Origin of the sequence: Nonomuraea sp. NPDC050394, assembly GCF_044459065.1 — a bacterium.
GTDB lineage: Bacteria > Actinomycetota > Actinomycetes > Streptosporangiales > Streptosporangiaceae > Nonomuraea.
On record NZ_JBITIO010000007.1, the window covers coordinates 207,402 to 227,151 of the forward strand.

Below are 19,750 nucleotides of genomic sequence, written 5' to 3' on the forward strand. Positions count from 1 at the left end.
TGGCCGTATGACTAACTTAGTCGAACGGCCAACTTCGCCTCGTGGAGGTCGGCGGCGGGAGGAACTGGTGGCGGCGGGGATCGGCCTGCTCTGCGAGGAGGGCTGGCCGGCCGTCACCACCCGCGGCGTCGCCGGACGAGCCGGCACCAACCCCGGCCTCATCCACTACCACTTCGGCGGGCTGCCCGGCCTGCACGCCGCCATCGCGCGCGCGGCCGGGGAGCTGGTGATCGGGCTCCTGGTGACGGAGTTGCTCGAGGCCGTTGACGCGCGGGCGGCGCTGGGCAGGATCCGGGACATGCTGGGGGAAACCACCGGGGACGAGCGGGCCACGCGGCTGGCGGTCGAAGTGATCGCGGGTGCGGCGCGGGATCCCGTGCCCGGTGAGGTATTGCGCGAGCAGCTACGGCAGGCGCGCGGGCAGATCGGCGAGGCGCTCGGGCGGATGTACCCCGAGTGGCCGGCCGAGCGCAGGGCCGGGGCGGGGCTGGGCGCCAGCGGGCGGCGCCGCCGACCGGGTGGCGGCGCCGGGCGTGGCGGCTGTGGGCTCTGATGGGGTTCGACGACGTGCTGGACTTCCGGCAGATCGGCGGGCGGATCCCGTTCGTGCGCTTCAGTGCGCCACGCTGACGCGCCGTGACGGCGTGGTCGGGTTCTCCAGCTCGTCCACCAGCGCCACGGCGTAGTCCTCGGCGCTGATGAACGGGCCGATCAGCGTGTCGCCGCCCTTGCGGTAGGCGCCGGTGCGCTCGCCGGGGGCGATCGCGGCGGCCGGGGAGATGTAGGTCCAGCGCAGGTCGTCCGCCTCGGCCCGGATCACGTCGAGCAGCGCGGCCTGCGCCAGCGACTCCTTCTTGTAGATCTCGGGGAAGTCGGGGGTGTCGACGAGGCGGGTGCCGGGCGCGACCTCCAGGCTGCCCGCGCCGCCGACGACCACGAGGCGGCCGACGCCCGCGGCGCGCAGGGCGGCCAGGACCGCGCGGCCGGCGGCCAGCAGCGGGGCCTCGGGCTCGGTGCCGTCCCTGGGCGGGGCGATGGACAGGACCACCGCGTCCTTGCCCTTGGCCAGGGCGGTGATGGCCGCGACGTCGGCGGCGTCGGCGGCCTGGGTGCCGTCCTTGCCCGAGCGGGTGACGCCGGTGACCTCGTGGCCCCGGTTCGCGGCCTCGGCGGCCACCCGGCTGCCGATCATTCCACTGGCGCCGATCAGCAGGATGTTCATCATGGACCTCCTCAGTTGCGGTTGCGACTGCGAAGGTATCCATTGGATACTGGTTACTTCAACGTGCCATTACTACCTTTGGGAAACCATGACGAACGGCGACGCCTTCGACCCGAACTGCCCCACCAGGCTGGTGCTCGACCGGATCGGCGACAAGTGGTCGGTACTGGTCGTGCTGAGCCTGCGCCACGGGCCGAAGCGTTTCACCGAACTGCGCGACATGATCGGCGGGGTGACGCCCAAGGTTCTGACCCAGACCCTGCGCGCCATGGCCGCCGACGGGCTGCTCACGCGGGAGGTGTTCGCGGAGGTGCCGCCCCGGGTGGAGTACACGCTGACGCCGCTCGGCCGTTCGCTGCAGGAGCCCATCCAGGCGATCACCGACTGGGCGGAGCAGTACGTCACCGAGGTCATGGCCGCGCGGGAGAGCCGGCAGGGGCAGGAGCGCTGACCCGCCCCCGCCGGGTGTCCCGTGTTACGGGTTGCCGTTGATCAGTGCCATGGCCAGGTCGGGGCTGAACTGGCCGGCCGGCGTCGTCGGCGCGATGCCGCACCTGCCGTCGGAGTCGCCGGGCACCTTGACCCAGTAGTGGTACTCGGCGCCCGCGGCCGGCTTGGCCGGGGCGGCGCCCAGCTTGCGGTTCGGCGGGTTGCACCAGTCGTCCTCGGGCGTGGAGTCACCGGGGTAGGGGCCGTTGCCGTTGCGGCTGGTGTCGATCACGAACGGCTTGTTCCCGTGGGCGGGCGCCAGCAGGTTCTTGACGTCCGTGCCGTACGTGGTGGTCTGGTCGGTCCACTTGTAGTTGGAGACGTTCAGCGAGAAGCCGCGGGTGTTGGCGATGCCGGCCTTGCCGAGGCGGGTGACCAGGTCGTTCTTGTTCGTCACCCAGCCGGAGTTGCCCGCGTCGAGGTAGACCCAGGCGTTCGGCGCGTTGGCCTTCAGCACCTGGGTCGCGTCCAGGAGGATCCGGTACTGGTCCTCCGGATCTCCGCCCACCTGCGTCACGCACGGCGCGGCGGCGACGGCGTCGGGCTCCAGGATCACGACGGCGTGGCGGCTGCCGATCGCCCGCGCGAAGGCGGTGATCCACGCGTGGTAGGCGGCCGCGTCGGCGGCGCCGCCGTTGGAGTGGGTGGCGCAGGCGTCACGGTAGGGGATGTTGTACGCGACCAGCAGGGGCAGCTTGCCGGCCGCCTGCGCGGCGCCCACGTAGTCGTCCACGGCCTTGGTCAGGTCGCCGAACCAGCCGCCGAACCACATGAAGATCGGCTTGGTGGCGATGCCGTTGTTGATCGCCTCGGCCTTGGCCCGCTGGGCGTCCCAGTTGTTCCTGACCCACACGGCCGGGTTCGACTCGCCGGAGACGAACAGGCCGGTCGGCCGGGTCGCCTGGGTCTCCATGAGCGAGACGTTGTCGAACCACACCGTGGCCGCCCGGTCCTTCGAGCCGACCTGGAACGTCACCTCGACGGTCAGGTCCGAGGCGTCGGCCGGGGACTTGGCCGTGAAGGTGTACAGGAAGCGCCTGCTCGTGGTCGTGACCGGGAACGTCGTGGCCAGCGACTGGTTCTGGCCCGGTGTCCTGAGGTACTGGACGGTCGTGGCCGGGGTGAACGCCTCCGAGCCCTGGGCGTCGAAGGAGAGCGTGTAGGTCCTGCCCGGCGTCAGCGTGGCGGTGGTGTTGGTCGCCGTCATGGCGTTCCATGGGTCGTTGACCCGGGTCTTGGCCCTGACCTTCATCCGGCCCGCGTCGGCGGTGACCTCGGCCTGGTCGATCTGCTTCCAGCCGGCGACGCCGCCGTCGAACCTGCCGTTGGCGACGAGCTGCGCCGCCGCCGATGCGGGGGTGGGCGCGGTGAGAAGCGCCGCCGCGACGGCGGTCAGCACCACTGCGGCTTTTGCTGCGATAAATCGCACTACATCACCTTTCGTTGGTGTCAGCGGAGTGGGGGTCGATGCGGTGGGTGTCGATGGGATGGGGGCCAGCAGAGCGGGGGTCGGCAGCGTGAGGGTTGGCAGCGTGGGGGTTGGCAGCGTGGGGGTCGGTACGGTGGGTGTCGGCGAAGGCTGTGAGCCAGGCCAGGGCGGAGTTCCAGTTGACGGCGACCTCGTTGGTCGCGTAGGAGCCGATGTCGTCGATGTAGCACTTGGCGGGGGCGCAACCCTGGAGGTTGCGCTGGGCGACCGGGTCCTGCAGGCCGCTGTTCGGGCCGCCCGCGAGCGACCCCGGCGCGGGGTACGGCAGCGCCGGGTCGAGCTGGTGCGCCCAGAACCGGTGATGCTGGTTGCGTGCGGCCCGCTCGCCGTAGCCGGTCACGTAGGACTGGTTGAGGGCATTACGCCCGAGGAGGTAGTCAAGGGATTCAACCGCCGCCTCCCGATATTTCGGGACTCGGGTGAGCTCGTAGGCGTAGGCCAGCACCAGCGCCGTGTTGGCCGTCGCGCTGCTGGAGCCCCAGACGTACTTGCCGTCGGGCGGCAGGAACGGGTTGGCGTAGCCCTGCGCCCGCAGGTCGGCCAGGTGCCGCTCGGCCACGCGCACCACCCGGCCGGTCAGCTTGAGCGCGGCGGGCGGGCCGAGCCTGCCGCGTACCCTCGCCAGCGCCAGGTCGGCCAGCCCGCCCGTGTCCTTCCAGGAGAAGTTCTCCGTGGTCAGACCGGTGGTGACCGCCTTGAGGTAGGAGCGCCGGCCGGTGGCGGCGAACAGTTCGGCCGCCGCCCACGAGAACTCGTCGCTCACCTTGGTGTCGTCGTACGGCCCGCCGCCCACGCTCTCGGCGGGTGCGAACAGGGCCGGGTTCGCCCGCGCCGCCTTCCAGGCCCGGCGCGCGGCCTCCAGGCAGCGGGCCGAGAACGCGCGGTCGAAGCGCCGGTAGACCCGGTGGCAGCGGGCGCCGGCCGCCGCCACGTTCAGGGTCGCGGCGGTGGAGACCGGGAAGAGCAGACGGGGCTGGGCGTCGGCCTCCGGGCGCAGCGGGAGACCGGTCCAGGCGGCGTCGTGGATCTTGTGGTGGACCATGCCGTCGGGGCGCTGCATGCGCAGCAGGAAGTCCAGCTCCCACCTGGCCTCGTCGAGGACGTCGGGCAGCCTGCCGCCGGACTCGGGGATGGCCAGCCGTACGTCGCCGGACTGCTCGTAGGCGTCGATGAGCTGCCAGGCGGCGAGCGCGCCGTTGACCACGTATTTGCCGTGGTCGCCGGCGTCGTACCAGCCGCCGCGCACGTCCATCCGGTAGTCGCAGGCGCCCGGGGCGCACGGGACGTCGAGGTCGCCCCGGTTGGGCGCGACGCCCATGTGCCCGGCGGGGCGGGCGTAGGCGCGGCCCACGTGCCCGGCCTCGATGGGGATGCCGGACCGGTTGTGGTAGAAGTACGCGAGCGCGTCCTGACGCAGCTTGCCGTACAGGCTCGCGTTGATCTCGAAGGGTTCGCTGACCTCGTCGCCGACCGCGAGGCGGAAGGTGCCGCGCGCCCGGTACCCCGTGAAGTCGGCGGTGTGGACGTGGTCCCCCGACATCGCGTCGTCGCCGAAGACCCGCGTGGCGCCGGTGGCGACCGCCCTGCCGGAGGCGTCGAGGAGCCGCCAGGGCAGCGGCGCGCGCGACGTGGTGACGACCGTGGCCCGCTTCGGGCCGCCGGGCAGGTAGCCGAGCTGGTTGACGCGTACCGGCGAGCCGAGGTCGCGCACCCCGCCGGGCGGGATCACGCCGCCGGTGAAGGAGATGTCGTCCAGGCACAGCGTGTACGCCTCGCTCGCGCCGCCCATCTGGAAGGCGATCTGCGACTTGGCCTCGCCGATCGTGGACGTGCCGGTGATCTCGAAGGTGCGGGGGGTGGTGGTGACGTCGGCGCCGCCCGCGATCGGGGTGGTGTGCGGCGGCCCGCTCATCTGGGCGATCGCCTTGATCGTGACGTCCTTCGTGGCCACCGCGGTGAACACCAGCTTGTACGGCTGGCCGTTCTCCAGCGGGACGTCGTTCTGGCCGATCATCGAGTCCCAGGGGTTGACCGTGCCGGCGGGCACCTCGGCGCACAGCCGCCCCGCCTCGACCCGGGACGGCGTGGTCTCGCTGCTCCACCACGGCTCCTTGGAGCCGCCATCGAACGTGCCGTTCAGCACGCGCTCGTAGGTCACCTCGGCCTGGGCCGGAGCGGCGGGCAGTAAGGCCGCCGCCACGGTCAGCGCGCACGCCAGCCGCGATCGAAAAGACATGCCGGACCTTCTCTCGATGCGGTCCGGCGGCGTCGGCGTGATCTTTACTGACAAAGGCGGTCAGCGTCAAGAGGGAGATTTCCGTTATGCCGGAGACCTTTCACACGGACCGAATCATGGTCTAACGTCATGGGAGCGCTCCCATGCGGAGCTAGACACCGGTGCCGGCGGCGTCAAACGCAGGCCCCTCGTCCAGTTTCCCAGAGAGGTACCCCCCGCATGACGACTCACGTTCGCCGCGGCCTCTGCGCCGCGGTCACCCTCGCAGGCCTGGTGGCCACGGCCGCCTGCGGCGGCGGCGCCGCCAAGGAGGAAGCCCCCCAGGCGGGCGGGAAGATCGAGCTGGTCGTCAAGACCTTCAGCAAGTTCGGCTACGAGGAACTGTACAAGAAGTACGAAGCCTCCCACCCGAACATCACGATCAAGGAAGAGAACATCGCCCAGCTCGGCGACTACCTTCCCAAACTCCAGCAGTGGATGGCCGCGGGCAGCGGCGCCGGCGACGTCGTCGCCCTGGAGGAGGGCATCCTCGTCCAGTTCATGGCCAAACCCGGCAACTTCGTCAACCTCCTCGACCACGGCGCCGCCCCGCTCCAGGACAAGTTCCTCGAATGGAAGTGGAAGCAGGCCCTCACCCCCGACGGCAAGACGCTGATCGGCCTCGGCACCGACGTCGGCGCCCAGGGCATGTGCTACCGCCGCGACCTGTTCGAGAAGGCCGGGCTGCCGACCGGCCGCGAGGAGGTCGGCGAACTCTGGCCCACGTGGGAGGCCTACACCGAGACCGGCAAGAAGTTCGTGGCGGCCGTCAAGGAGGCGAAGTTCTTCGACTCCGCGGGCGGCATCTTCCAGAACGTCCTCATGCAGCAGGGCGACCACACCTACTTCGACACCGCCAACAAGCTCGTCATCGACACCAACCCCGGCGTCAGGACCGCCTGGGACGCGACCACGGCCATGGTCGGCGCGAACCTGTCGGCCAAGCTCCAGATGTGGGGCCCGCAGTGGAACGCCGGGTTCAAGAAGGGCTCGTTCGCCACCATCGCCTGCCCGGCCTGGATGCTCGGCCTGATCAAGGAGCAGGCCGGCGACGGGCTCAAGGGCCAGTGGGACGTGGCCCGCGTGCCCGGCTCCGGCGCGGTGCGCGGCGGCTCGTTCCTTGCGGTGCCCAAGCAGAGCAGGCACCCGAAGGAGGCGGCCGAGCTGGCCAAGTTCCTGACCAGCCCGGAGGGGCAGCTGGCGGCGTTCAAGGCGGAGAACAACTTCCCGTCCTCGCCACAGGCCATCGACGACCCGGCGGTGCGGACGTTCACGAACGCGTACTTCAACAACGCGCCGGTCGGCGAGATCTTCGGCGAGTCGGCCAAGACGCTGAAGCCGGTCTACCTCGGCCCGGACAACCAGGCCGTCGGCGACCGCGTGGGCGAGGCACTGCTCGCGCTGGAACAGGGCAAGCTCGACGCCGCCCAGGCCTGGACCAAGGCCCTCACCGACGCCAAACGCAGCTCCAAGTAGCCCTTCCCTTGCCGCCGCCTGCCGCGCTTCCGTCCGTGCTCCGTGTGCGCATTCCGTCCGGGTGCCTTCTGTGTGCGCTCCGTGTGTGCGCTCCGTGTGTGCTTCTGTCCGTCGTGCGACTGTCCGTCGTGCTTCTGTCTGTCGTGCGGCTTGCTGTCGTGCGGTTGTTCGTCACCCCGCCATCCGTTACGGCGGAGCCGCCCCCACGCCACCCGCCGCCGTGGGCGGGCGCCGATCGTGGGGGTCGCTTCTCACGTCGGACGGGGTCCTCGCCGTCACGGTCATCGCCGGCCATCCGAGGGGCTGAGTCGTGAGTGTTGATCTCGGGGTGAAACCGTCAGCCAGAGGCGGCCACGCCAAGAAGGTTCCCAAGTCCGGTCTCCGGTCGCGGTTTGACCGGAGCGCCGCGCCGTACCTCTATATCGCGCCCTTTTTCGTGATTTTTGCGTGTTTTGGGCTTTTCCCGGTGATCTACACCGCCTGGGTGTCGCTGCACAAGTGGGATCTTGTCAGTGGGAACCAGGGGTTTGTCGGGCTCGAGAATTTCGCCGTGCTGTTCGCTGATCCGGACTTCTGGAACTCGGTGGTGAACACGGTCGGGATGTTCCTCGTGGCCAGTGTGCCGCAGCTGCTCATCGCGCTGGTGCTGGCCAGTCTGCTCAACCGGCCGCTGCGCGGGCTGACGTTCCTGCGCATGGGCGTGCTGGCCCCGATGATCACCTCGATCGCGGCGGTGGCGATCGTGTTCTCACAGCTGTTCTCGCGGGACGCGGGGCTGGCCAACTGGGCGATCGGGCTCGTCGGCGTGGAGCCCGTCGACTGGCAGGCCGACAAGTGGTCGTCGTGGACGGCGATCGCGGTCATGGTCGACTGGCGCTGGACCGGCTACAACGCGCTGATCTATCTCGCGGCGATGCAGTCGGTCCCGCGCGACGTCTACGAGGCCGCCGAGCTCGACGGGGCCTCGAAGGCGCGGCAGTTCTGGCAGATCACCATTCCGATGATCAAGCCCGCGGTGATCTTCACGGTGATCATGTCGACGATCGGCGGCATGCAGCTGTTCACCGAGCCGCTCCTGTTCGGGCAGGGCGACCTGACCGGCGGCAGCCTGCGGCAGTTCCAGACCGCCGCCATGTACATGTTCCAGCAGGCCTTCGAGGAGTTCGACTACGGATACGGCTCCGCCGTCGCCTGGATGATCTTCGTCCTCATCGTGCTGATCGCGCTGGTGAACTACCTGATCTCCAGGAGGATGAAGTGATCAGGCGGAACAAGCTGGTCTACCTGACCCTGCTCGTGGCGATCGTGATCTCGGTCTTCCCGCTCTACTGGATGTTCGTCATCGCCACGCGGACCAACGACGTCGTCGGCCAGTACCCGCCGCCCATGACGCCGGGCGGGGAGCTCGGCGCCAACGTCACCCGGCTGTTCGAGGCCGAGCAGGCCAACTTCGCGCTCGGCATGCTCAACTCGGCCCTCGCCTCGGTCGCGGTGACGGTCTCGACCGTGTTCTTCTGCTCGCTGGCCGGGTTCGCCTTCGCCAAGCTGAAGTTCAGGGGACGCGGCGCGCTGCTGGTGATCGTCCTGGGCACGATGATGATCCCCGTCCAGATGGGGATCATCCCGCTCTACATGGTCATGGTGGAGCTGGGCTGGCAGAACACCATGCAGGCGGTCATCGTGCCGTTCCTGGTGTCGGCGTTCGGGGTGTTCCTGATGCGGCAGTACACGATCAGGGCGGTGCCCGACGAGCTGATCGAGGCGGCGATCGTCGACGGGAGCTCCAGCTTCCGCGTCTACTGGAGCGTCGTGCTGCCCGCGCTGCGGCCCGGCGCGGCCGTACTGGCGCTCTTCACGTTCATGGGGACCTGGAACGAGTTCATCTGGCCGAGGGCGGTGCTGGAGGCGGACAACCCGACCGTGCAGTTCTCGCTCAGCCAGCTCGCCACCGAGTACTACACCGACTACACGCTGATGTTCGCCGGGACGCTGGTGGCGACGCTGCCGCTGCTCGCCGTCTTCATCGTCTTCGGCCGCCAGATCATCGGCGGCATCATGGAAGGAGCCGTCAAGGCATGAGCAGTTCGTTTCTCTGGGGTGCGGCGACGTCCAGTTACCAGATCGAGGGGGCGTTCGCGGATGACGGCAGGGGGCCGTCCATCTGGGACACCTTCAGCCGTACGCCGGGCAAGGTGCGCGACGGCGAGAACGGTGACGTGGCCTGCGACCACTACCACCGCTACCTCGACGACGTGCGGCTGATGGCGGGGCTCGGGCTGCGGGCCTACCGGTTCTCGGTGGCATGGCCGAGGATCGTGCCGGAGCGGGGGGTGGTGAACCAGGCGGGCCTGGACTTCTACCGGCGCCTCGTGGACGCGCTGCTGGAACGTGGCATCACGCCGTGGCCGACGCTCTACCACTGGGACCTGCCGCAGTACTTGGAGGACGCGGGCGGGTGGCCCAACCGGGACACCGCCTACCGGTTCGCGGAGTATGCCGGCATCGTGCACGCGGCGTTGTCCGACCGCGTGGAGAACTGGACCACGTTGAACGAGCCGTGGTGCTCGGCTTTGCTCGGGTACGCCAACGGTGAGCACGCGCCGGGGCGGGCCGAGCCTGAGCAGGCGGTGAAGGCCGTGCACCATCTCCTGCTGGGGCATGGGCTGGCCGTACCACTTTTGTCCGGAAATATCGGCATCACCTTGAATATGTCGCACGTGACGCCCGCCACGACCGCGCCCGCCGACGTGGACGCCGCCCGCCGCATCGACGGCATCCAGAACCGCCTGTTCATCGACCCCGTCCTGCTCGGCGCCTACCCCGCGGACGTGCTGGCGGACCTGTCCCACCTCAGCGACTTCAGCCACGTGAAGGACGGCGACCTGGCCACGATCTCCCGCAAGCTCGGCATGCTGGGCATCAACTACTACTCCCCCGCCCTCGTCGCCGCCGGAGACCCCGTCCCGTCCGGCACCTCCCCGTGGATCGGCGCCGAATCGGCGCATTGGGTGGACGGCGGCCGCCCCCGCACCGGCATGGGCTGGGAGATCGACGAGAACGGCCTGCTGGACCTGCTGCAGCGGGTGGTCAAGGACTATCCCGCGATCGACCTCTACATCACCGAGAACGGCGCCGCCTTCGCCGACTCGGTCAGCTCCGGCGGCGCGGTCCACGACCCGGAGCGCATCGACTACCTGGAGCGGCACATCTCCGCCTGCGCCGAGGCGGTGAACAGGGGCGTGCCGCTCAAGGGCTACTTCGCCTGGTCCCTGCTGGACAACTTCGAGTGGGCCCACGGGTACGGCCGGCGTTTCGGCATCGTCCACGTGGACTTCGGCACGCAGAAGCGCACCCCGAAGGACTCCGCCCTCTGGTACGCCGCCCGCATCCGCAAGGGCCTGCTGTGACGGCCGCGCGGACGGGAGGCCGGATGTGGTGAGCGGGGCCAGGAAGCGGGTCACGCTGGAGGAGGTGGCGGCGCACGCCGGGGTCGGCAGGGGCACCGTGTCGCGGGTGATCAACGGGGCGGAGAACGTCAGCCCGGAGACCCGGGACCTGGTGGAGCGGGCCGTCGCGGAGCTCAACTACGTGCCCAACCACGCCGCGAGGTCCCTGGCGGCCAGCCGTACCGACAGCATCGCCTTGGTGATCGCCGAGCCCGAGGCGAGGCTCTTCTCCGACCCGTTCTTCGCCGGGATCATCCGCGGGATCACCTCGGAGCTGACCGCCACGGGCCGGCAGTTGCTGCTGACGATGGCGGGGACGCCGGAGGAGCGGGCGAACCTGGAGGGGTACCTGTCGGGTGGGCACGTCGACGGCGTGCTCCTGCTGTCGCAGCACCGCGACGATCCGCTGCCCGGGTTCCTGGTGCGCATCGGGGTGCCGACCGTGCAGGGCGGGCGCTCGATCGGGCCGCAGGTCGTGCCGCAGATGGTGGACGTGGACAACCATCTGGGCGCGCATGTCGCCGTCGGCCACCTGCTGGAGCGCGGACGCAGGAAGGTCGCGACGATCTCCGGGCCGATCGACATGATCGCGGGGCTGCACCGGCTGGGCGGCTACCGGGAGGCGCTCATGCTGGCGGGACTGCCCGAGTACATCGCCCACGGGGACTTCACCGAGCTCAGCGGCGCCCGCTGCATGCGCGAGCTGCTGGAGCGCGCGCCCGATCTGGACGCGGTCTTCGCCGCCTCCGACCTCATGGCCGTCGGCGCGCTGCGGGTGCTGGCCGAGGCGGGGCGGCGGGTGCCGCAGGACGTGGCGGTGGTCGGGTTCGACGACTCCAGCCACGCGCAGTTCACCGGGCTCAGCTCGGTACACCAGCCCATCGAGGACATGGGCAGGGAGATGGTCAGGCTGCTGACCTCGCTCATCTCCGGGCTCGGCGCCGGCGAGCGTCCGTCGCGCGCCGCGCTGGTCCTCACCCCACACCTAGTGATCCGTGAATCGAGCTAAAGCATGGAATTTCGTCATCTTGGGCGCAGCGGCCTCATGGTCAGCGAGATCGCCTACGGCAACTGGATCACCCACGGCTCACAGATCGACGAGGACCGGGCCCGCGCCTGCGTCCGCGCCGCGCTGGACATGGGCATCACCACGTTCGACACCGCCGACGCCTACGCGGAAGGCCGCGCGGAGGAGGTACTCGGCCGCGCCCTCCGGACGGAACGGCGCGACGAGATCGAGATCTTCACCAAGGTCTACTGGCCGACCGGCGCCGGAAGGAACAACCGCGGCCTCAACCGCAAGCACATCCTGCGCTCGGCGGACAACTCCCTGCGCCGCCTGGGCACCGACTACATCGATCTCTACCAGGCCCACCGCCACGACTACAGCACGCCGCTGGAGGAGACGCTCCGGGCCTTCGACGACCTGGTACGCCAGGGCAAGGTCCTCTACGTGGGCGTCTCGGAGTGGACCGCCCCCGAGATCGCCGAGGCGCTCGGCGTCGCCCGCGACATGGGCCTCGACCGGATCGTGTCCAACCAGCCGCAGTACAACATGCTGCGCCGGGTCATCGAGCCCGAGATCGTGCCCCTGTGCGAGCGGGAGGGCGTCGGCCAGGTGATCTTCCAGCCGATGGCGATGGGCGTGCTGACCGGCAAGTACCCGCCCGGCGCCCCGGCCCCGTCCGGCAGCCGCGCCACCGACCCGGAGGGCGGCCAGTACGTGGCCCGGCTGCTGACGGACGACATCCTGACCCGCGTCCAGAACCTCCGCCCCCTGGCCGCCGACCACGGCCTCACGCTCGCGCAACTGTCGATCGCCTGGACGCTGGCCAACCCGAACGTCTCCAGCGCCATCGTCGGCGCCTCCCGCCCGGAGCAGATCACGGACTCGGCGGCGGCAGCGGGCGTCCGGCTCGGCCCCGACGCCCTGAAGGCGATCGACGAGACCCTCGGCGACGTCATCGAACGCCACCTCACCAGCCCCCTCAGCCCCCAATCCCGCCCGTAGCGCGCGTCCTCACCGCACCGCGAGTCCCCGCCGCAGGTATCTCGCCCCACCTCGGGTTCTCGTCCCAGCGCAGGCTTCTCGTCTCGCCTCAGGGTTTCTCGTCTCGCTGCGGGTTCCGCGTGTCAACCCCCTTGCGGGGTTACGGCAAGCCAGGTTGCCCGGCCCGCCGCACCCCGCTGGGGACCGTCGAGCGATGGTCGTGAGGGCTCACAAAGTGCTCGCCGTGACAACTCCGCTCTTGGCCGGTGGAGGCTCAGCGGCGTTCGTTCACGCAGCGCAGGACCGGGTAGCTGGTCAGCGCCCTGTGGTCCAGGCTCTGCGCGGTGGTGATGTGGAAGGTGGCGCTCTCCCCGGGCAGCAGGGTGACGAGCTGGTCGTCGATCTTGGCGTCCGGGGCGAGGCGGTCGGGGAAGACGGCCAGTTCGCGCAGGATCGTCCCGGCGGTCACCCGCAGCCGTACGCCATCGTTCACGGCCTCCACCTCGGTCGTGTAGTCGGCGGCCGGGTAGCCCATCTCCGGGTCTTCCGCGGCCAGGCGCAGGGCCCTCGTGCCGTCCAGCTCGGCGACCAGCAGTTCGCCCGTCGCCAGGTCGGCTATCGCCGGTTCCACGCCCAGCACGGCTCTCGGTTCGACCCTGATCGTCAGCGACTCCTTGGCCAGGGTCTCCCCCGTCACCGACATCCTGGTGATCGCCAGTTCGCCCTCCCACGGCTCGGCGGAGTCGTTGACCGCCACCAGTTCGGTGCCCTGGAAGGTGAGGATGCGGGGGGCGTAGGCGCGGCGCATGCCGTACCAGAGAGGCTTCTTGCGGCCGTCGCCGTCGACGGCCGACCAGGACGTGACCGGCCAGCAGTCGTTGAACTGCCAGATGATCGTGCCCATGCAGTACGGCATCAGCGCGCGGAAGCGCTCGACGCCGAAGGCCATCGCGCGGGCCTGGTTGAGCTGGGTGTAGTAGTGCCAGTCGTCGAACGTCTCCGGCCGCGGCAGGTGCGCGCCGAGGCCGCGCAGGAGCTTGTCCTGGCCGCCGATCGCCTTCTGCGGGGAGGAGTCGGGCGTGAGCGGCCGGTCGGAGGAGGCCCTGCGCAGGGTGGCGTAGGCGGGCGGGCCCTGGAAGCCGAACTCGGCCACGAAGCGCGGGGTGTAGTTCGCGTAGTGGGTGTAGTCCTGGGCGTTCCAGACGGTCCAGATGTGGATCGTGCCACGGGAGGGGTCGTTCGGGTCGCGGTCGGGCGTGCCGGAGTAGGGACTGCCCGGCCAGTACGCCCGCGCCGGGTCGACCTCGTTCACGACGCGCGGCAGCAGGTCCTGGTAGAAACCCTCTCCCCAGGTACGCCCGGCGAGCTCCTTCTTCCAGCCCCAATGCCAGAAGCCCTCGATGTTCTCGTTGTTGCCGCACCACAGGACCAGCGACGGGTGGCGCATCAGGCGGGCCACGTTGTCGCGGGCCTCGGCCTCGACCTCGCTCCAGAGGGGCTCCTCCTCCGGGTAGGCGGCGCAGGCGAACGGGAAGTCCTGCCAGATGAGCAGGCCGCGCTCGTCGGCGAGGTCATAGAAGGCGTCCGACTCGTACGTGCCGCCGCCCCACACGCGCAGCAGGTTGGCTCCGGCGTCGGTGGCCTGGGTGAAGCGCTCGGCCAGGGTCCCGGCGGTGACGCGGGCGGGGAAGCAGTCGTTCGGGATCCAGTTGAAGCCCTTGACGTAGACGGGGGCGCCGTTGACCGTCAGGCGGAAGGCCTCCCGGTCGACGTGGACGTCGCGGAAGCCGATGCGCTCGGTCCGCACCTGGTCGCCCAGCCGCACCGTCAGGTCGTACAGCCGGGCCTCCCCATACCCTCGGGGCCACCACAGCTCCGGGTCCTCCACCCGCATCCGCAGGACGGCACTGGTCTGCCCGGCGGCCAGCCGTACCCGTGCCTCTGCTCCCGCCACCTCCGCGACCACCTCGCACGCGGCGGGACGCGCGTGCTCCACCCGGACGCGCACCTCGACCTCGCCGTCGGCCCGCGCGGTCGGCAGCACCTCCGCCAGCCGCGCGCCCGACCAGGACTCCAGCCCGATCGCCCGCCAGATGCCCGCCGTGACCAGCGTCGGTCCCCAGTCCCAGCCGAAGTTGCAGGCCATCTTCCTGATGAAGGGGTACGGCTCCGCGTAGGCGCCGGGACGCTCCCCCAGCTCGGCGCGGCGGGCCTCGGCGTAGGCGTAGGGCGAGTCGAAGCGGACGGTCAGCGTGTTGGCGCCCTCGCGCAGCAGGTGCTCGACCGCGAAGCGGTAGGTCCGGTGCATGTTGGCGGTGCGGCCCGCCTGCATGCCGTTGACCAGCACGGTCGCCACGGTGTCGAGCCCGGCGCAGACCAGGTCCACGCGTTCCTCGCCGGTGTCGCTCCAGTCGAACGTCGTCTCGTAGGTCCAGGGGGTGCGGCCGATCCAGGCGAGCCGTTCCTCGTTGCGGTCGAGGTAGGGGTCGTCGATCAGGCCCGCCGCCAGCAGATCGGTGTGTACGCAGCCGGGGACCGTGGCGGGGATGCCGGAGAAGTCCGAGCCGGTCAGGGTCCAGCCTTGGTGCAGGGTGCGCAAGTCATCTCCACTGGTGGGGGCCGGGTTGACGCTAGGGCGGACGTGACAACGTTGTCAAGATCAGCCATGTTGACCTGATCTCCAGACAATTCGCGGAATTTACGGCAAGGTCGGTGAGAATCCCGACATAGCGCGAGGTTCCCGCTCATGGATCTGTCGTCCTGCCCAGTCTGCGACACCGTCCGGCCCCCGCGCGCCCCTTCCTGCCCGCAATGCGGCACGGCGCTGACCGGGGCGGCGGCCGAGGAGTACGCGGCGGTCGCGAAGTCGCTGGCGGCCCTGGACCACGAACGCGCCACCCTCCTCGCCCGCCGCGAAACCGCCCTGACCGCCCTCCGCGCCACCACACGGGCGACCGACAAGCACCTCACCCCACCCGACCCCCCAACCCCCGAACCCGCGACCCTCGAAACACCGACCCCCAAACCCGCGACCATAGGGCAGGAGACGGCCGGGTCCGCGACCGTCGGGTCCGCGGCCTCTGAGCCCGCGGTCATCGGGCAGGCGACGGCCGGGCGAGCGAGCGGTGGACCGGTGGACCGCGCGTGGGAAACCGGGAAGGGCCCGGCTGCGGAGCGCGCCGGGGCCAGCGGCGTGGCCCGCGACGTGGCCGGGGGCGGTGAGAGCGGCGGGCCGGGTGGCAGGCGGTGGGATCTGTCGCATCGCGCCGTGCAGAACGTGCTGCTCGGGCTGGGCGGCGTGCTGCTGTCGATCGCCGCCATCGTGTTCACGCTGGTCAGCTGGGACGTCCCCGCGCTGCGGGCGCTGATCCTGTGCGTGTTCACGCTGGGCGTGCTGGCCGTCCCCTGGCTGCTGGTACGCCGCCGCCTGGCCGCCACCGCGGAGACCGTCGCCTACCTGGGCCTGGTCCTCCTCCCCCTGGACGGCGTGGCCATCGCCCAAGCCCTGTCCGGCCCGCCCTCCGGGGCAGGCACGGCGGCCCCGCACCCGTTCTGGATCGTGGCCCTGGCCGCCGCCGCCCTGGCGGTGCTCTGGTCGGCGTACGCCTGGATGTCGCCGCTGCGCCTGCCCGCCCCCACGGCGATCGTCCTGGCCAACCTCGCCCTGGGAGCGATGGCCCTCGCCGTCCTCGACCTGTCGGTGGAGGGCTTGCCCTGGGCGGCGGCCGTGGCCGTCCTGGCCTGCGCGGCCGACTACGCCCTGTGGCGGGTGGCCCGCGAGCGCCTGGCCGTCCTCGAGTACGCGGTCTGCGCCACCGTCGCCGCCCTCGCCGGGACGGCGGCCCTGGCGCTGGGCATCCTGATGGCCGCCACCGCGGGGCCCGCCGTGGCCCCGGCCGCCGCCGCGACGCTGGCCGCGATGACGGCCCTGTTCGCCGCGTGGGCGTTGTCGGCCCGCGGGGCGGCCTGGCGCTTCCCGGTGGCCGCCGCCTCGGGCCTGGCCGCCATGGCCGCCGTGGCCACCGTCCCTCTGTCCCTGCTGACCGCGGAGAACCTGACGGCCCTGGCCGGCCTGCTCACCCCAGAGACCCCGCCGTACCCGGAAAACACCCAAGCCGGACCCTGGGGTCCATCCGGACCCTCGGGCATGGCCGGGCCCTGGGGTCCATCCGGGTTCTGGGGTGTGGGCGGGTCCTGGCAGGTGGCTGTCTGGGCGGCGGCGGCCTGTGTGGTGCTGGCGGTCGTGCGGCGCCTGCCGGCCGGGTTGCGGCCCGGGGTGCGCGCAGGCGTGCTCATCGTGCTCCCGCCGGCCGCCGTCTTCGCCGGCCCGTCCCTGCTGACGGTGGCCACGGTGCCCTTCGCCCGGCTCTCCGCCCCATGGCCCACGACCTCCCTGGACGTCCCCGCGGGCCAGGTGTGGCAGGTGAGCGCGGGCGACGCCGTCACGCTGGGCCTGCTCGCCCTGGCCGTGTCGCTGGCCGCGGTGGGCGGTCCGCGGTGGCGGCGGACCGGGGTGTGGATGCTGGGGACGGGCGCGGCGGTGGTGCTGCCGGTCGGGGCGGGCCTGCCGTACCCGATGACGCTGCTGGTCGTCGCGGGGACCGCAGCGCTCGCGCTGTGGACGGGCGCGCGGCGGGCCGGGCCCGCCGTGTGGGTGGGCGGCTATCTCGCGGCGCTGGCCGTGTGCTGGTCGCTGGCCGATCGCGAGGCCACCGTGCTCGTGGCGGCTGGGCTGGGCGCGGTGCTGGCGGTGGGGGCGCTCAGAGCGCGTACGGCACCGGCCCAGGCGCTGACCGGCGCCGGGGCGACGCTGATGGCAGGGGTGCTCGCACTGGCCCTGTTCCCCGGACCGGGAGCGACCACCGGGGGCGCCTGGGCGGCGGGGGCGCTGCTGGCCGTCAGAGCGCTCACGCTCGTGGTGACGCGGCCTTCGCGCAAGCTGGCCCGCGCCGTGGTGAACGCCCCGGCCACCGGCCGCACACTGCTCCTCGGCCTGCTCGACCGGCTCACCCACGCGGTCCGCCCCGGCGGGCGGGGTGCGGTGGAGGCGGCGGCGGTGGCTCTGAGCGCGTTCGCGATCGTGGTGAGCGGGCCGGGGCGTGCCCTGGTGATCGCCGTGGCGGCGGTGCTGGCCGCCTGTTCCGCGTGGCGCCGTCCGCGCGGCCGGTGGCGTGACGCGGCTGTGGCGGAAGCGGGCGTCCTGGCGGTGCTCGCGCCCTTCGCCCTCTCCGGTACGGCGGGCCCCGCCCTGTTCGGCCCCCTGACCTGGATCCGGCACGCCTGGCCGGATGCGGCTGGCTCGCCGGGCGCGACGTTGCCATGGGCGCTGCCCGACCATCCGGACGGCGCGCTGCTGGCGGTGCTGATCCTGTCGGCGACCGCCGGAACACTCGCGGCCGGAGCGCGCTGGGGCCGGGCGGCGGCCGTCGGGGTCGCCTCGCTGGCCTACCCGGTGGCGCTGACGGCGCTTCCGCTGGCGGCCGGCCTGCCGTACTGGGTGTCGCTGGCCTTCCTCCTGGGCGTCACCGGCACGCTGGCCCTGTGGTCGGCCGTCGCCGCCACCGACCTGCCCGGTCTCGGCGGGGCGGCGGGCACGGCGGGCGCGGCGGGGCTGTGGACCGGGACGCTGGCCGTCTCCTGGTCGCTGGCCGACCGGACCGCGACGCTGGCCGTGCTGGGCGCGATCACCGCCATCGGCCTGCTCTGCGCGCTGCGCGGGCGCGGCTCCCCGGTCACCTCGGCGGCCTCGGCCGTGACCGGGCTGGCGATCGGCGCCGAAGGCGTGGCGGCGGCACTCAGCGCCGGGGTCACCGGCGAGAACGCGGCGCTGCTGCTCCTGATGATCGCCGTCCTCCTGGTCAGGGCGGCCATGCTCACGCCCGGCGCGGTGGCCGTGCCGCTCGGCGCGACCGCCGGCGTCCTCTGGACGGTGGCCCTGGGCATGGCGGGCGACGTCCCGAGGCTGACGATCGTGCTCGCCGTGGGAGCGCTCGCCATGGCCGCGGCCTCCGGGCGGCGCACGAGGAAGCAGCGGAAGGCGCTGGCCATGGGCGCGATCCTGGCCGGTGCGGCCGCTCTGCTGCCGCATCTGCACGTGTGGGCGGCGGCCGTCGCGTTCCCCTACGGCTGGCTCGTCCGCCCCTGGACGGGGGCGCCGGAGGAGGTGCTGACGCCCGGCGACCCCGGCGGCACCGGCACGGCGCTGGCGGCGGGAGTCCTGGTGACCGTCGCCTACGTGATCACGGCGCGGCGGCTGGGCGGCGGGCGGGCCGGCCTGGCGATGGCCACGGTGGCGGTGCCGCTGTGTCTTCAGCCGGTCCCGCTGATGGCGGAGCTGCCGTATGCGGGAGTGCCGGCGTTCCTGGGGTGTCTGGTGGTGGCGCTCGCCGTGCAGGCCGGGCGGGATCGCCTGGCGGGCGGGATCGCGCTTGTCCTGGGGGCGCACCTGGTGGTGTGGTCGCTGGCGGCGGCGCCGTACACGCTGGGGGTTCTCGCGGGGCTGACGTTGCTCGCGGGCGCGCTCGCGGTGCGGGCGCCCGACCTTCGTGTGCGGCGGGGCGCCGCCGCGACGGCCACCGTCGCGGGTGGCGGTCTGGCGCTGGCCGCGGCGCTAGCGGCCGGGCTGACCGGGGAGCGGGCGGCGTTCGCGCTGATCGCCGTCGCGGCGCTGGCGGCGACGGCGGCCGCGCGGCTGCACCCGCGGCCGGTCGCGGTGGCCGTCGAACTCCCGGGGTGGGGGCTGGCGGTGGCCGGGGTGCTGCTGACGGCGAGCGAACCCGCCACGGCCTGCCTGGCGCTGGCCGCGACCGGGGTCCTGGTACTGGTGGTGTCGCTGCGGCCGGAGCGCCGCGACGCCCGCTGGGCGGGCCTGTCGCTCCTGCAGCTGGCGCTCTGGCTCAAGCTGGCCCTCGAAGGGGTGACGGCGCCTGAGGCGTACACGGTGCCGCTGTCGGTGGCGGGGCTGATCGCGGCCTGGCTCGTACGGCGGCGCGACCCAACCGTCTCCTCCTGGATCGGCTACGGCTCCGCCCTGGCGCTGACCTTCCTGCCCAGCCTCGTGGCGGCCTGGAACGACCCGGCGCTCCTGCGCCCGCTCCTGCTGGGCACCGCCGCCTTCGCCGCCACCCTGGCCGGAGCCCGCGCCCGCCTGCAGGCGCCGCTGCTGCTCGGCGGGGCGGTGCTGGTGGTGACGGCGGCGCACGAGTTCGCCCCGGCGATCGGCGAGCTGGTCGGCCAGGGTCCGCGCTGGCTGCCGATCGCGCTGGCGGGCGCGTTCCTGCTGTTCACCGGCGCCACGTACGAGCACCGGCTGCGGGATCTGCGCCGCGTGCGCGGGCTGCTGGTGCGGATGCGCTAGGCGTTA

At 71.9% G+C, this 19,750-nt stretch carries 13 protein-coding genes; 9 read left to right on the forward strand and 4 right to left on the reverse strand.

Going from position 1 to position 19,750, the window contains the following annotated elements; all coding sequences use genetic code 11:
- Nucleotides 1-7 precede the first annotated feature (7 nt).
- On the forward strand, nucleotides 8-553 hold the full coding sequence (locus ACIBKY_RS27610; RefSeq protein WP_397100844.1) for a TetR/AcrR family transcriptional regulator: 546 nt from the start codon (nucleotides 8-10) through the stop codon (nucleotides 551-553).
- Nucleotides 554-613: 60 nt separating this feature from the next.
- Here the strand turns inward: ACIBKY_RS27610 and ACIBKY_RS27615 are convergent, their stop codons facing one another.
- The gene (locus tag ACIBKY_RS27615) at nucleotides 614-1,225 is read right to left on the reverse strand and encodes an NAD(P)-dependent oxidoreductase (RefSeq protein WP_397100846.1); all 612 of its coding nucleotides are present in this window, start codon (nucleotides 1,223-1,225) and stop codon (nucleotides 614-616) included.
- Nucleotides 1,226-1,310: 85 nt separating this feature from the next.
- On the opposite strand from ACIBKY_RS27615, the gene ACIBKY_RS27620 reads away from it, so the two are divergent.
- Nucleotides 1,311-1,673, forward strand: coding sequence for a winged helix-turn-helix transcriptional regulator (locus ACIBKY_RS27620; RefSeq protein WP_397100848.1), 363 nt, complete (start codon nucleotides 1,311-1,313; stop codon nucleotides 1,671-1,673).
- Nucleotides 1,674-1,697: 24 nt separating this feature from the next.
- On the opposite strand, the gene ACIBKY_RS27625 is transcribed toward ACIBKY_RS27620, so the two are convergent.
- A complete protein-coding gene (locus ACIBKY_RS27625; protein ID WP_397100850.1) occupies nucleotides 1,698-3,140 on the reverse strand; it encodes a glycoside hydrolase family 6 protein in 1,443 nt (480 codons plus the stop codon).
- 4 nt (nucleotides 3,141-3,144) lie between these two features.
- Nucleotides 3,145-5,436: a glycoside hydrolase family 9 protein gene (locus ACIBKY_RS27630; RefSeq protein ID WP_397100852.1), complete on the reverse strand. Its 2,292-nt coding sequence runs from the start codon at nucleotides 5,434-5,436 to the stop codon at nucleotides 3,145-3,147.
- Between the two features lie 219 nt (nucleotides 5,437-5,655).
- On the opposite strand from ACIBKY_RS27630, the gene ACIBKY_RS27635 reads away from it, so the two are divergent.
- The 6 genes from ACIBKY_RS27635 (at nucleotide 5,656) to ACIBKY_RS27660 (ending at nucleotide 12,408) form a co-directional block, all read left to right on the forward strand.
- Entirely contained in the window at nucleotides 5,656-6,951 is a 1,296-nt protein-coding gene (locus tag ACIBKY_RS27635) for an extracellular solute-binding protein (protein WP_397100854.1), read from the forward strand.
- A 550-nt stretch (nucleotides 6,952-7,501) separates the two neighbouring features.
- Nucleotides 7,502-8,212: a carbohydrate ABC transporter permease gene (locus ACIBKY_RS27640; protein WP_397100856.1), complete on the forward strand. Its 711-nt coding sequence runs from the start codon at nucleotides 7,502-7,504 to the stop codon at nucleotides 8,210-8,212.
- Complete coding sequence (locus ACIBKY_RS27645) at nucleotides 8,209-9,030, forward strand: carbohydrate ABC transporter permease (protein ID WP_397100858.1); 822 nt, start codon at nucleotides 8,209-8,211, stop codon at nucleotides 9,028-9,030. The genes ACIBKY_RS27640 and ACIBKY_RS27645 overlap by 4 nt, the downstream gene beginning before the upstream one ends.
- Entirely contained in the window at nucleotides 9,027-10,358 is a 1,332-nt protein-coding gene (locus ACIBKY_RS27650; RefSeq protein ID WP_397100860.1) for a GH1 family beta-glucosidase, read from the forward strand. Before ACIBKY_RS27645 ends, ACIBKY_RS27650 begins: the two co-directional genes overlap by 4 nt.
- 28 nt (nucleotides 10,359-10,386) lie before the next feature.
- The gene (locus ACIBKY_RS27655) at nucleotides 10,387-11,406 is read left to right on the forward strand and encodes a LacI family DNA-binding transcriptional regulator (protein WP_397100862.1); all 1,020 of its coding nucleotides are present in this window, start codon (nucleotides 10,387-10,389) and stop codon (nucleotides 11,404-11,406) included.
- Between the two features lie 3 nt (nucleotides 11,407-11,409).
- Nucleotides 11,410-12,408: an aldo/keto reductase family protein gene (locus ACIBKY_RS27660; RefSeq protein WP_397100864.1), complete on the forward strand. Its 999-nt coding sequence runs from the start codon at nucleotides 11,410-11,412 to the stop codon at nucleotides 12,406-12,408.
- A 253-nt stretch (nucleotides 12,409-12,661) separates the two neighbouring features.
- On the opposite strand, the gene ACIBKY_RS27665 is transcribed toward ACIBKY_RS27660, so the two are convergent.
- Complete coding sequence (locus tag ACIBKY_RS27665; protein ID WP_397100866.1) at nucleotides 12,662-14,986, reverse strand: glycosyl hydrolase 2 galactose-binding domain-containing protein; 2,325 nt, start codon at nucleotides 14,984-14,986, stop codon at nucleotides 12,662-12,664.
- Nucleotides 14,987-15,133: 147 nt separating this feature from the next.
- Here ACIBKY_RS27665 and ACIBKY_RS27670 point away from each other — a divergent pair, with 147 nt between their 5' ends.
- Nucleotides 15,134-19,744 (forward strand): SCO7613 C-terminal domain-containing membrane protein, encoded by a 4,611-nt coding sequence (locus ACIBKY_RS27670; RefSeq protein ID WP_397100868.1) that lies wholly within the window; start codon nucleotides 15,134-15,136, stop codon nucleotides 19,742-19,744.
- The last annotated feature ends 6 nt before the right edge of the window (nucleotides 19,745-19,750 follow it).

Bases quoted from the DNA above. Each gene is read 5' to 3' on its own strand.
- ACIBKY_RS27615 (WP_397100846.1), bottom strand. From the start codon at position 1,225: ATGATGAACATCCTGCTGATCGGCGCCAGTGGAATGATCGGCAGCCGG.
- ACIBKY_RS27670 (WP_397100868.1), top strand. From the start codon at position 15,134: ATGGATCTGTCGTCCTGCCCAGTCTGCGACACCGTCCGGCCCCCGCGC.
- ACIBKY_RS27610 (WP_397100844.1), top strand. From the start codon at position 8: ATGACTAACTTAGTCGAACGGCCAACTTCGCCTCGTGGAGGTCGGCGG.
- ACIBKY_RS27660 (WP_397100864.1), top strand. From the start codon at position 11,410: ATGGAATTTCGTCATCTTGGGCGCAGCGGCCTCATGGTCAGCGAGATC.
- ACIBKY_RS27620 (WP_397100848.1), top strand. From the start codon at position 1,311: ATGACGAACGGCGACGCCTTCGACCCGAACTGCCCCACCAGGCTGGTG.
- ACIBKY_RS27650 (WP_397100860.1), top strand. From the start codon at position 9,027: ATGAGCAGTTCGTTTCTCTGGGGTGCGGCGACGTCCAGTTACCAGATC.
- ACIBKY_RS27630 (WP_397100852.1), bottom strand. From the start codon at position 5,436: ATGTCTTTTCGATCGCGGCTGGCGTGCGCGCTGACCGTGGCGGCGGCC.
- ACIBKY_RS27635 (WP_397100854.1), top strand. From the start codon at position 5,656: ATGACGACTCACGTTCGCCGCGGCCTCTGCGCCGCGGTCACCCTCGCA.